The sequence below is a fragment of the Cyanobium sp. LEGE 06143 genome, from assembly GCF_015207535.1.
Taxonomy (GTDB): domain Bacteria; phylum Cyanobacteriota; class Cyanobacteriia; order PCC-6307; family Cyanobiaceae; genus NIES-981.
Window position 1 is genome coordinate 1 of sequence record NZ_JADEWP010000061.1, and the last position, 12,350, is coordinate 12,350.

14 protein-coding genes are annotated in these 12,350 nt (G+C 67.6%); 6 read left to right on the forward strand and 8 right to left on the reverse strand.

The window, feature by feature from the left end:
• The 5 genes from IQ216_RS06105 to IQ216_RS06125 form a co-directional block, all read left to right on the forward strand.
• Nucleotides 1-539 (forward strand): DUF177 domain-containing protein (locus IQ216_RS06105; protein WP_370566632.1); only part of this gene is annotated, 539 nt, incomplete at its 5' end.
• Entirely contained in the window at nt 536-2,053 is a 1,518-nt protein-coding gene (locus tag IQ216_RS06110) for an AAA family ATPase (RefSeq protein WP_193814768.1), read from the forward strand. The genes IQ216_RS06105 and IQ216_RS06110, both read left to right, overlap by 4 nt.
• A 70-nt stretch (nt 2,054-2,123) precedes the next feature.
• Nucleotides 2,124-2,303, forward strand: coding sequence for a hypothetical protein (locus IQ216_RS06115; protein ID WP_193814769.1), 180 nt, complete (start codon nt 2,124-2,126; stop codon nt 2,301-2,303).
• Between the two features lie 228 nt (nt 2,304-2,531).
• Complete coding sequence (locus tag IQ216_RS06120) at nt 2,532-3,545, forward strand: hypothetical protein (protein WP_228007207.1); 1,014 nt, start codon at nt 2,532-2,534, stop codon at nt 3,543-3,545.
• Nucleotides 3,546-4,709: an aminotransferase class V-fold PLP-dependent enzyme gene (locus IQ216_RS06125; protein WP_193814771.1), complete on the forward strand. Its 1,164-nt coding sequence runs from the start codon at nt 3,546-3,548 to the stop codon at nt 4,707-4,709.
• Here the strand turns inward: IQ216_RS06125 and aqpZ are convergent, their stop codons facing one another.
• The 4 genes from aqpZ to yidD form a co-directional block, all read right to left on the reverse strand.
• Nucleotides 4,710-5,453 (reverse strand): aquaporin Z, encoded by a 744-nt coding sequence (gene aqpZ, locus IQ216_RS06130; protein ID WP_193814772.1) that lies wholly within the window; start codon nt 5,451-5,453, stop codon nt 4,710-4,712. It abuts the gene before it with no gap.
• 108 nt (nt 5,454-5,561) lie between these two features.
• A complete protein-coding gene (locus tag IQ216_RS06135) occupies nt 5,562-7,085 on the reverse strand; it encodes a UDP-N-acetylmuramoyl-L-alanyl-D-glutamate--2,6-diaminopimelate ligase (protein ID WP_193814773.1) in 1,524 nt (507 codons plus the stop codon).
• A 29-nt stretch (nt 7,086-7,114) separates the two neighbouring features.
• Entirely contained in the window at nt 7,115-7,390 is a 276-nt protein-coding gene (locus IQ216_RS06140; RefSeq protein WP_193814774.1) for a glutaredoxin family protein, read from the reverse strand.
• 60 nt (nt 7,391-7,450) lie between these two features.
• A complete protein-coding gene (gene yidD, locus IQ216_RS06145; RefSeq protein ID WP_225875944.1) occupies nt 7,451-7,711 on the reverse strand; it encodes a membrane protein insertion efficiency factor YidD in 261 nt (86 codons plus the stop codon).
• Between the two features lie 139 nt (nt 7,712-7,850).
• Here yidD and rpsD point away from each other — a divergent pair, with 139 nt between their 5' ends.
• Nucleotides 7,851-8,459: a 30S ribosomal protein S4 gene (gene rpsD / locus IQ216_RS06150; protein ID WP_186697074.1), complete on the forward strand. Its 609-nt coding sequence runs from the start codon at nt 7,851-7,853 to the stop codon at nt 8,457-8,459.
• Nucleotides 8,460-8,588: 129 nt separating this feature from the next.
• On the opposite strand, the gene IQ216_RS06155 is transcribed toward rpsD, so the two are convergent.
• The 4 genes from IQ216_RS06155 to IQ216_RS06170 all read right to left on the reverse strand — a co-directional run.
• Nucleotides 8,589-9,323: a sulfotransferase gene (locus IQ216_RS06155; protein ID WP_228007208.1), complete on the reverse strand. Its 735-nt coding sequence runs from the start codon at nt 9,321-9,323 to the stop codon at nt 8,589-8,591.
• 393 nt (nt 9,324-9,716) lie between these two features.
• Nucleotides 9,717-10,601, reverse strand: a complete 885-nt coding sequence (trpC, locus tag IQ216_RS06160; RefSeq protein WP_193814776.1) for an indole-3-glycerol phosphate synthase TrpC — start codon at nt 10,599-10,601, stop codon at nt 9,717-9,719.
• 41 nt (nt 10,602-10,642) lie between these two features.
• The gene (locus IQ216_RS06165; protein ID WP_186697078.1) at nt 10,643-12,097 is read right to left on the reverse strand and encodes a dihydrolipoyl dehydrogenase; all 1,455 of its coding nucleotides are present in this window, start codon (nt 12,095-12,097) and stop codon (nt 10,643-10,645) included.
• Nucleotides 12,098-12,161: 64 nt separating this feature from the next.
• A partial coding sequence (locus tag IQ216_RS06170) for a TrmH family RNA methyltransferase (protein WP_304523970.1) occupies nt 12,162-12,350 on the reverse strand: 189 nt, incomplete at its 5' end.

Genomic DNA, 12,350 nt, shown 5'->3' on the forward strand with positions numbered 1-12,350 from the left:
GCCTGGAATGGCCTCTGGAGCACCACCTCAACGGCCTGGACAGCCTCACGCCGGTGCGGGGTGTGGTGCGGGCGGTGCACCGCGGCGACGCCCTGGAGGTGGAGGGGGAGGCGGCCACGATCGTGACCCTCTGCTGCGACCGCTGCCTGGGCCACTACAACCACTCCCTGGAAGCCAAGGCTCAGGAGCTGATCTGGCTGGGGTCGGCCGACCCCCAGAGCCTGGATGTGGCCCTGACCCGGGCGCTGGATCCCCGACTCGATCTCGACGCCGACAGCCTCAGCGAATCGCTCGATCCCCGCGGCGACTTCGACCCGGCCCACTGGATCTTCGAGCAGCTGAGCCTGCAGCTGCCCCTGGCGAACCGCTGCGGTGCCGACTGCCCGGGACCGGCCCACTGGGGCAGCGGCCCACCCGTGGGGGAGCCCGCTGGCGAGCTGGCTGGCGAGGCCGCCGGCGGCGACCCCCGCTGGGCAGCCCTGGCCGCTCTGCGCCAGAACGCCGCCAAGGGGTCAAACCATCCCMGACCGCAACCATGAGCGAAACCAGCTGGGCCGACCACCTCGACCTGATGATCCGGGCCCGCACCCCGATCATCTGGATCCGCAGCCTCGAGGAGCAGCGGGTGGAGGCCCTGCTGGAGCAGGCGGCGCGGCGGCTGGGCAACCGCACCCTGCTGCGCTGGGACTTCGTGGATGGCCTGCGCGGCGCCCCGAACCGCGAGGGCGAGGCCAGCCGCAATCCGATGGCGGCCCTGAGCTGCCTCGATTCCCTGCCTGCTGAGCAGGGCGCGATCCTGCTGCTGCGCGACTTCCACCGCTACGGCGAGGATGCCGGCATCTGCCGCCGCCTGCGCAACCTGGCCGGCAGCCTGCGCGAGACCCCCCGCACCCTGATCATCACGGCGCCGGACTGGAAGGTGCCGCCGGACCTCGATGACTGCATCACCCTGCTGGATCTGCCGCTGCCGGATGCCGAGGAGATCGGCCAGCTGCTGAGCTCGATCGCCGCCGCCAGTGGCCGGGCGCTCGATCCGCCGGTGCTGCGCCAGCTCACGGCGGCCTGCCACGGCCTCAGCGAACAGCGCGTGCGCCAGCTGGCGGCCCGGGCCCTGGCCCGCCGCGGCCAGCTGGGTGCCGACGACCTGGCCGAGGTGCTGGAGGAAAAGCGCCAGGCGATCGCCAAGAGCGACCTGCTGGAGTACTGCCCCAGCAGCTCCAGCCCGGCCGACATCGGCGGGCTGGAATCGCTCAAGCACTGGCTGGAGCAACGGCGCCGGGCCTTCAGCGAGGAGGCTCGGGCCTATGGGTTGCCCCTGCCCCGGGGGGTGCTGCTGGTGGGCCCCCAGGGAACGGGCAAGTCGCTCACGGCCAAGGCCATTGCCCACAGCTGGTCGATGCCCCTGCTGCGGCTGGATGTGGGGCGCCTGTTCGCGGGCCTGGTGGGGGCCTCGGAGGCCCGCACCCGCGACATGATCCAGAGGGTGGAGGCCATGGCGCCCTGCGTGCTCTGGATCGATGAGGTGGACAAGGGCTTCGGTCTCGGGGCCAGCAGCGACGGCCGCAGTGACGGCGGCACCAGCCAGCGGGTGCTGGGCACGGTGCTCACCTGGATGGCGGAAAAGACCAGCCCGGTGTTCGTGGTGGCCACGGCCAACGCGGCCGAGAGGCTGCCCCCCGAACTGCTGCGCAAGGGTCGCTTCGATGAGATTTTTCTGCTGGCACTGCCGGGGCCGGAGGAACGGCGCGCCATCCTCGACCTGCAATTGCGCCAGCGCCGGCCGGGCCACAGCCTGCCGCTGGAGGTGTTGGTGGATCGCACGGCGGGCTTCTCCGGAGCGGAGCTGGAGCAGACGGTGATCGAGGCCATGCACCTGGCCTTTGCCGAGCGGCGCGAGTTCGGCGAGGCCGACCTGATCGCCGCGGCCAGCCAGGTGGTTCCCCTCAGCCGCACGGCCCGCGAGCAGCTCGAGGCCCTGGAGCAATGGGCCAGCACGGGGCGGGCCCGCCCCGCCTCCAGGTTGCGGGGCGTAACGAACTCAGACGCCAGGTAACAAGCCCGTGGTTCCAGCTGGGTCGGCCTGTCCACCCCCCTTACGGTCTGCTGACGAYCTTGTCAGCGCCATGACCCCCAGCCCCACGCCTCGTGACCGCGGTGAACTGTTCACCCAGCTGGCCGTGGCCTGCATCGGTGCCGGGGTGGTGACCACCCTCGCGGTGGCCCAGGGACAGAACCCGATCACCGCGCTTGGCATCACCCTGTTCTCAGCCATCGCGGCCGTGGCCCTCGGCCAGGTGCTCTGAGGCCAGGCCTGCATGGGCGGCAGCCTCGCCAGAGCGGCCTCGAAGACTCAAGCCTCACCACCTTGAGAACTGGAAAGCAGCCTTGTCTAGCCCTCGCAAGCCTGCCCATAGTGGCTTCATCGCCAATTGGACTTTGGCATGACACTCCCCCAACAGCGAAGGGCTGGCCTGGGCCTACCAGCCCTCAGCATGGCCTTGGTGATGGCCTGTGGCACCACCTTGCCCTCCATGGCCGCCCTGAGACAGGCCGACCGGCAGCCGACAGCCCAACGGGCCAGCCCCAGCCTGCAGGCTGGTGATAATGGCGGCTCGGTCCTGATTGCCAAAGAGAAGGATCGGGACAAAAAAAAGAAGAAAAAGCGCGATAAGAAATCCGAAAAGAAGCAGAACAACCGCAAGGCGCGCGACAGGAACCAGAGGAACAAGCGAAACCGGAACACCAACAAAAAGAAGGCCAATCGGAACCAGAGAAACAATCGCAATCAGAAACACGATCGAATCCATAAGAATCGAAACGCCAAAAGCAGCAACAACAACAAACGAGACAGAACCTCCAGGCCCAATCGCACCATCACCCGAACCCAGCGCGATCGCATCTATCGCCAGGGTCTGCGCGACGGCAAGGACCGTGGCTACAACAAGGGCGTCAGGACCGGCTATCGCGAGGGGGTCGACAAGGGTCGTAAGCGCGGCTACGGACGGGGCTATGACCGGGGCTACCACAAGGCCAAAAACCGCTACCGAGGCTGGGACAGCAACCGCTGGCGCACCTACAACCGCACCAAGCGGAACCAATGGCGCCGTCCGGTGGTGGTCAACAACTACTACGGACGCGGCGGCTGGGCCCGTCAACGCGGCTGGTACAACTCCCGTCCCTGGGGCGGTGGCTGGTACGGCGGTTGGTCCAGTTCACCACCGTGGGGCTGGTGGCTCGGGCAGTCCGTGGTGTGGGGCGTGACCGCCCTCACCACAGCGGCGATCATCAACGACTCCATTGATCGGTCCATCGAGCGCCGTCAGCCCACCGTGCTGGTGCCTGACACCAACTGGCAGCTCTACTACGGCAGCGTGGAGCCGGTGGAGAACACCGGGGTCACCTTTGCCGTGTCCAACGGCTCCGGCACCTATGCCATGGAGGCCGACTGCGAGGAGGGTCTGCTGAACGGCGCGGTGCCCACCACACCGGCGGAAGCCCAGCTGATCAATGCGGCCTGCCAGGTGACCTTCGGCACCCAGGCCTGAATGACCAGCGGCTTTCGCGACCAGCTGCCGGCCCTGGCCAACAAGACCTACTTCAACTACGGCGGCCAGGGCCCCCTGCCGACCGCGAGTCTGGAAGCCATGGTGGCGGCCTGGGGCCAGTTGCAGGAGCTGGGGCCATTCACTGGGGATGTGTGGCCCTTTGTGGAGTCAACGGTGACCGGCCTGCGCAGGCGCCTGGGCCGCTGGCTCGGGGTACCGCCCCAGCGCCTGGCCTTCACCGAGAACGTGACCAGCGGCTGCGTGCTGCCCCTCTGGGGCCTGCCCTGGCAGCAGGGAGACGTGCTGCTGCTGAGCGATTGCGAGCACCCCGGCGTGGTGGCGGCCTGCCGGGAGCTGGCCCGACGCCAGCAACTCACGATTGAGCGCTTCAAGGTTGCTGACCTGCGGCAGGACCCGGCGGCCACCGACGCCGCAGTGCTGCAGCGGCTGGAGAACGCCCTCGGCCCCCGCACCCGCCTGGTGGTGCTCTCCCACCTGCTCTGGAACACCGGGCAGGTGATGCCGATCGCCGCTGTGGCCAGCCGGCTGGACCAGCACCCGCAGCGACCCTGGCTCCTGGTGGATGCTGCCCAGTCACTGGGCAGCATCCCCGTGGCCGAGGCAGCCGAGGCGGCCGACATCTACGCCTGCACAGGTCACAAGTGGTGCTGTGGGCCGGAGGGCCTGGGCGTGGTGGCCCTCTCTGAGCGGCTGCTGGCGGAAGCCCAGCCCACCCTGATCGGCTGGCGCAGCCTCAGCCATGAGGGCAGCGCCACCAGTGGCTTTCACACCGACGGGCGCCGCTTTGAGGTGGCCACGTCCTGCATCCCCCTGTTCGCCGGCCTGGATCGCTCCCTGGAACTGCTGGAGGCAGAGGGGTCGCCGGAGCAGCGGCTGCAGCGGATCGTCCTGCAGGCTCGCCGCCTCTGGGAGTCCCTGGCCGGGCTGCCAAACCTGAAGACCGCCCTGCAGACACCCCCTCCCGCCGGCATTGTGAGCTTCACGCTGGAAGGGGAACAGCCTGGCGATGTGGTGCGACGGCTGGGGGAGCAGAGCCTCTGGATCCGCAGCCTCGATGAACCGGCTTGCCTGCGGGCCTGCACCCACGTCTGCACCCTTGAACAGGACGGCGACAGGCTGATCGCCGCCCTGGGAGATCGGTGATCAGTCGGCAGCTGGGTCGCTGAGCATGGTGCTGTAGACCCAGCCGGCGAGCAGGGCACCGACGATCGGGGCCACCCAGAACAGCCAGAGCTGACCAACGGCCGCTCCGCCCACCCAGACGGCAACGCCAGTGCTGCGTGCCGGGTTCACCGAGGTGTTGGTGACCGGGATGCTGATGAGGTGAATCAGGGTGAGTGCCAGGCCGATGGGCACCCCGGCAAAGCCGGCGGGGGACAGCTTGTCGGTGGCACCGAGGATCACGAGCAGGAAGAAGAAGGTGAGCACCACTTCCACCACCAGGGCGGCGAAGAAGCTGTAGCCACCTGGGGAGTTGGCGCCGAAACCGTTGGTCGCAAGGGCGTTGGCACCCTCCACCACGAAGCCGGCGCGGCCGCTCGCCACCAGCTTGATGACGCCGCCGGCAATGACGGCACCGACCACTTGGGCCGCGATGTAGGGGAGGAGCTCAGCCTGCTTGAAGCGCCCGCCTGCCCAGAGGCCGAAGCTCACCGCGGGGTTGATGTGACAGCCCGAGATATGACCAATGGTGTAGACCATGGTCAGCAAGGTGAGTCCGAAGGCCAGGGACACCCCCAGGAAGCCCAGTCCCAGTGGGTTCGCTGCAGCGTTGTCATAGGGGAAGTTGGCCGCCAGCACGGCACTGCCGCATCCGCCCAGGACAAGCCAGAACGTGCCGAACATCTCGGCGAGACATTTTCTGAACAGTGGAATGGCTCGGGCCATTGCATCAAAAGTTACAACTCTGAAAACCTACCGGTCCATGGGCCATTTGCCCTCACTCTGTGATCAATCAACGGTCAATCAACACCATGCCGTAACAGGCACCCCGACCTAAGCCTCAGCAAGGTGCTCCGCCGCCAGCCTGGAGCCGAGGGCCTTCTGGGCCTCCTCCCTGTCGTCGAAGTGAATCTTGGTGGTGCCCAGGATCTGGTAATCCTCATGGCCCTTGCCAGCGATCAGCACCAGATCCTCGGGCTGCGCTGCCCTGATCGCCGCGGCGATCGCGCCGGCCCGGTCGCCTTCCACCTCCAGGTCGGTGCCGGCGGGGATGCCGGCCACCACGTCGTCGAGGATGGCCTGGGGATCCTCCGTGCGCGGATTGTCGGAGGTCACCACGACGCGATCGGCCAGGCGCGCGGCGATGGCGCCCATCTGGGGGCGTTTGCTGCGGTCGCGATCACCGCCGCAGCCGAACACGCAGATCAGTTGCCCCCTGGTGAAGGGCCGGCTGGCCTGCAGGGCATTGTCCAGACCATCGGGCGTATGGGCATAGTCCACCAACACCACCGGCTGGGGCTGGCTGCCGGCGGGGCTCACCCGCTCCATGCGTCCGGGCACCCCGCGGAAACTGGCCAGTCCAGGCAGCAGCAGGTCCAGGGGGATCCCCTGCTGCACCAGGGCTCCCACGGCCTGCAGCAGGTTCATCAGGTTGAAGCGGCCCAGCAGCGGCGACTGGAAGCGGCCCTCTCCCAGGGGCGTCACCAGCCGGCCGCGCACGCCACTGCTCTCCATCTCGAGGGAATCGATGAACAGCTCGGCGCCGGGGTCGAGCAGGGAACTGCGCCAGCAGCGCGGCCCCAGCTGGCGGGCCAGTTGGGCACCCCAGGGGTCGTCGCCGTTCACCACCACGGTGGGGCTGGCACTGGCCTTGAGCAGGGGGGAGGTGAACAGCAGCGCCTTGGCGGCGAAGTAGGCCTCCATTGAGGCGTGGTAGTCGAGGTGGTCCTGGGTGAGATTGGTGAACACCGCCCCGGCGAACTGGCAGCCGGCCACCCGCTGCTGATCGAGAGCGTGGGAGCTCACCTCCATGGCCGCGATCCGGGCGCCGGCCTCGACCGCGCGGGCCAGCTGGGCCTGCAGCAGATCGGCGAAGGCGGTGGTGTGCTGGGCTGTGACGCTGTAGCCGGGCCAGCGGTTCTCCAGGGTGCCGAACAGGGCGGTCGGCAGACCCGCCGCCCCCGCCAGGTGCTCGATCAGATGGGTGGTGGTGGTCTTGCCGTTGGTGCCGGTGACCCCGATCAGGCCCAGGCGGGCGCTGGGTTGTGCCCAATAGGCGGCGGCCAGGGCTCCGGCCCAGCGGGCCACGGGTTCCTCCACCACCAGCACCGGATCGCCGTCGCCGGGGCGGTCGTCGAGGATCGCCCCGGGACCCACCACTGCCAGGMAGGCCCCCGCTTCGAGGGCAGCACGCCAGTAGCGGCCGCCATCCACCTGGGTGCCGGGCAGACCGATGAACAGGGTGGCGGGACCCACCCGGCGCGAGTCACAGCTGATCGAGCGCACCGTCGCGTCGGGAAGGCCCTCAGGCACCTGCAGTCCCACTTCGCTAAGCAGGGGGTGAAGCAGGGTGGGCATGGCGGGGCAACGGGTGGGCTGGCGCCGTTCTAGACGCTTCCCCCAGGAAAACCGTTCTTGCCCAACCAAACCAGCAGGGCCGTGTCCACCAGGCGAGGCGGCACCCGGGGCAGCAGCTGCTCGCCCGTGGCCGTGCGCCAGCCCAGCACCGGCACCTCCAGCCCGAAGCGGGCCTGCAGGGAAGGATCGTCGTCCACATTCACCACCACCAGGGGCGGCGGCGGCGTCAGCCGGCGCAGCTTCTCCTCCAACCCCTCACACAGGCAGCAGCCCGGGCGGGAGTAGAGCACCAGGTRATCGGCCATCGGGGACGCAGGGCGAAACAGGAAGGTGAGAGCAGGGTTGAGGGGAGCCCTCGGGCCGGTTCAGTCGGGCACCGGATCACAGCCGCAGGGCGTGAAGGGGTGGCAGCGCAGCAGCCGCCGCAGGGTGAGCCAGCCGCCGCGCCAGGGTCCATGGCGGCTGATCGCCTCCAGGCCATAGGCACTGCAGCTGGGAATGAAGCGGCAACGGGGGCCCAGCAGGGGGGAGAGCAAGCGGCGGTAGAGGCCGATCAGCCCCAGCAGCAGCCAGGCCAGCCAGCGGGAGGGGCCCGCAGGCCCGGGCAACTCAGGGGATGGGGCCAGTCCGAGGGCCACGGGGCCAACCGATAAGATCGATCGTTGGCGCGTCAAGGCGCGGGCAGCGGACTTGATCCAGCATGCCCCAGCTGCGGCCGCCATGGGACCCACCTGGGGTCCCGTTCCGTCCCACCACCTTGTTTTCATGTCTCGTTACCGCGGCCCTCGTCTGAGGATCACGCGGCGCTTGGGAGACCTTCCCGGTCTCACCCGTAAGTCCGCCAAGCGGTCTTATCCCCCTGGTCAGCACGGCCAAGCCCGTCGCAAGCGCTCCGAATACGCCATCCGCCTGGAAGAGAAGCAGAAGCTTCGCTTCAACTACGGCATCTCCGAGCGCCAGCTGGTGCGCTACGTCAAGAAAGCGCGAGCCCAGGGAGGCTCCAGCGGCACCAACCTGCTCAAGCTGCTCGAGAGCCGTCTCGACAACATCTGTTTCCGCCTCGGCTTCGGGCCCACCGTGCCCGGCGCCCGCCAGTTCGTGAACCATGGCCACGTGACCGTCAACGGCCGCGTCGTGGACATTGCCAGCTTCCAGTGCAAGCCCGGCGACGTGGTCGCCGTGCGCGAGCGCAAGCAGAGCCGCAAGCTGGCGGAGGGCAACCTGGAATTCCCGGGCCTGGCCAACATCCCGCCCCACCTGGAACTGGACAAGGGCAAGTTCACCGCCAAGGTGATCAGCCGCTGCGAGCGCGAATGGGTCGCCCTCGAAATCAACGAGCTGCTGGTGGTGGAGTTCTATTCCCGCAAGGTGTAGGACTCTCAGTCCGAGGCACAGCAAGGGGTCTGGGGGCTGTGGTCAGCGTGCTCATCGGGCAGCTCTGACCACAGCCCCCAGAGCCCTTTGCTCGCCAGCTGCGTGAGCACCTGCAGGTGCATCCCCTGATCACCAAGTCCAATAATCCTTTGGCTTGCCGATGTAGGAGAGAAAGGCTTCCGCATCAGGACGGAGCCGTTGAATCACAGAGGCACGCATCGGGCCTGGCCAGTCGGGCTCCGATACATGGGCACGGCCCTTTTGTCCCACCTTGTTGAGCTTGGGCAACTCTCCTGCTTCCAGAATGCTGTGCGTCTGAGGCGGAAGCCCCAGAAAAACCAGCAGCTCCCCGAGCACGGCAGCAGGATCAGCGATCAGATCCTCAAACGTCAAGCAATGGATCTGCTGATCCGGGAAATATCTTCGATAGGCATTGATTCTTTCGTAGTAACTGGAACAACCGATCAACAGCCGGGCGGCTCGGCGATCGGAAAGAATTCGCTCAAACGCCACATAGTCAGGACTTCGTCCTTTGACGTGGCGCCACTGAGACACGAGTCGATCAAGCGGATGACGCACAACATAAACTATTTTCATTCCTGGGAAGTATCGATGCATCAGCCCAGGAGCATCCCGAAATTCCCTCAGCGGGCTGGCATACATTGTGCTCGCCTCACCGCGCCAGGCAAAGCCCGATCCGGCCCTGAAGAGGCCCCGATACCACGGCCAGCCCTTAATGTAATGGCGCCCAAAAAACTTCGGCTCTTTGGGCCGGCTGATGAAAATATCGGCATGGCTGGAGAGCACGGCTGCAAGTGTCGTCGTGGCCGACTTGGCGGCACCGATGATGATGAAATTAGGCAAGTATCGCCTGCCCATTCTCACCTGTCTGGCGTGTAACCCAGCAAGGCCATCTGCAATTTCGGCGTAAGGCCTTCGATCAAGTCTTAATCCCATAAGGCCCCGTCACCGCATTGCCACAATGGCATTCCAGCCTAAAATATCAAGATATGGATTTTGTCGCAGCGCCTCCAGAAACAGCGATGGGCAGATTTCTCTCGATGCGATCAGCATGAGGCCAAGGCGAAGCTGATGCCCTAGTCAGCGATGAGCGCATCGAGATTGCCGCCATGCACCGGGCCCTGAATGAGGCTCTGGAAGTCAGTTTTCTGCCGCCACCAGATGGCAATTGGCAAGCCGTGAATCCTTGACGTGGATCTTATCTGGCCCGATCAGCGCTGAGGGCACAACGCGTGTTCAGCCGCCGATCAGGGCCTCCAGCGCGGCGGTCACGTCGTCCTGGCGCATCAGCGCTTCGCCCACCAGCACCGCATCCGCCCCGGCGCTCTGCACCCGATCGAGGTCATCGCGGCTGAACAGGCCCGATTCGCTCACCAGCAGGGCACCCTTGGCGCGCAGCGCCGCGCCGTGGCGCGCCATCAGCTGCTCGGTGGTGGCCAGGTCGGTGTGGAAGCTGGCGAGATCCCGGTTGTTGATCCCGATCAGCCGCACCCCTTCCAGGGCCAGCACCCGCTCCAGCTCGGCCTTGTCATGCACCTCCACCAGCGTGGCCAGGCCGAGGCTGCGGGCCGCCTTGAGCAGGTAGGTCAGATCCTGATCCGTGAGGATGGCAGCGATCAGCAGGGCGGCATCGGCGCCAGCGGCGCGGGCCTGGTAGAGCTGGTAGGGGCTGAGGATGAAGTCCTTGCAGAGCAGGGGCAGCTCCACCACCTGGCGCACCTGCACCAGCACCTCAAAGCCTCCCTGGAAGAAGGCTTTGTCGGTGAGCACCGACAGACAGCTGGCCCCTCCGGCGGCGTAGCCGCGGGCAAGGGACTCRGGGTCGAAGTGCTCGCGGATCACGCCCTTGCTGGGGCTGGCCTTCTTGATCTCGGCGATCACGGCCGGCTTGCGGCAGCTGGCCCGCAGGGCGGCCTCGAAGTCGCGGGTGGGGGGCAGATCGGCCACCTGGCGGGCCAGTTTCTGGAGGGGCACCCGCTCGCGAGCCGTGGCCACCTCCCGGTCCTTCTCCCACACGATCTCCTCGAGGATGTGGCGCGGCGCCGCCTCGGCGTGGGGCACGCCGTACTCCAGGAAGGCCACCTTCACCTTGGGGTTCGGGGGGCGGCGACGAATCTGCATGGATCAGCGGACGAGAGGAAGGGACAGAACGGGGCCGGCCCTCAGGCCACGGCCATGGCGGCCTGCTTGTAGGCCACCTCCACCACCTCACTGAGGGTGGGATGGGTGTGCACTTCGTTCACGAGCTGGATCACACTCTGGCGGCGTGCCACCGCGTTGGCGATCTCCTGGATCAGGTCGGCGGCGTGAAGCCCGTAGATGTGGGCGCCCAGCACCTCACCGGTGCTCTTGTTGAACAGCAGCTTCATCAGCCCGTCGCTCTCCAGCTCCGCCAGGGCCTTGGAGTTGGCCTTGAAGTAGCTGCGCACGCTGCCCAGCGCGAAGCCCTCAGCGGCCGCCAGCTCCTTGGCCTCAACCTCACTCAGCCCCACCGAACTGATCTCCGGGTGGGTGAAGGTGGCCGCGGGAATCGAGCGGTAATCGATACGGCGGACATGGCCCAGGATGTTGTCCACCGCCACGCTGCCCTGGGCGGCGGCGGTGTGGGCCAGCATCATCTTGCCGGTCACATCCCCCACGGCCCAGAGGTGGGGCACGGGCTCGCCGTTCAGCAGCACCTGCATCCGCTCATCCACGGGGATGAAGCCCCGGTTGGTCTCCACCCCTACGGAGGCCAGGTTGAGCTGCTTGCTGCTGGGCACCCGGCCGGTGGCCACCAGCACCGCATCCACCTCCAGGGTTTCCACCAGCTCGCGGCTCTGCATGTCGGCCAGCTCGATCGTCACCGGGCAGCCCGGCGTCACCTTGCGGGCCAGCAGGCCGGCGCGGGCGTCGATGTCACGGCCGTCGATCAGATGGCGGGCGGCGATCTTGGCGATGTCGGGATCGAAGGTGGGCATCACCCGATCCAGGGCCTCGATCATGGTGACCTCACAGCCCAGGGCGGTGTAGACGTCGGCGAACTCCAGGCCGATGTAGCCGCTGCCCACGATCGCCAGCCAGCGCGGCAGCCACTCCAGGCTCACCGCCTCGTCGCTGGTGAACACGGTGCGGCCGTCGGTCTCGATGCCGGGGGGCACGAAGGGCTCCGACCCCGTGGCCAGGATCACGTCGCGGGCGCTGTAGGTGCGCTCCACGCCGCCACCACTCGCCCGCACGGTCACCTGCTGGCTGCCGGCAAGGCGGCCCTGGCCCCGCAGGATCGTGGCGCCGGCGCGCTCCAGGGTCTTGGTGAGGTTGGTGCGGATCGTGGCCACCAGCTGGTTGGCGTGGTCGGCGATCTTCTGGCGCTCAAAGCGCACCGGCGCGGCGTGGATGCCGAAGCCGGCCAGGTGCTCGGCATCGGCCAGTTCCCGCACCCGGCCGCTGGCGGCGAGCAGGGCCTTGCTGGGCACGCAGCCGCGGTTCACGCAGGTGCCGCCCATCTCCGCCGCTTCCACGATCGCCACCGAGAGGCCATGCTCGGCGGCGTGCTTGGCCGCATCGAAGCCGCCGTAGCCGGCGCCGATCACGATCAGGTCGAAGTCGAAGCTGCGGTCGTCAGGGGCGTCGCTCACCAGGGGCCGTGCACAGATGGCGGCATTCTCCCTCGCCAGCGGTCGCCTGTCTGCCGCTCGGGCCTCAGGCCGTGAGGCGCTGGCGCGCGCGTTCCAGCAGCAACGGCGCCGCCGCCACAGCCACGTTCAGCGACTCCACTGCCGGACTATGGGGAATCGTGGCGCAGTGGCTGGCGCAGGCCAGCAGTTCAGGCGCCAGGCCCGAGCCCTCCTGGCCCAGCAGCAGCACGGTGGGGCGTTGCCAGTCGAGCTG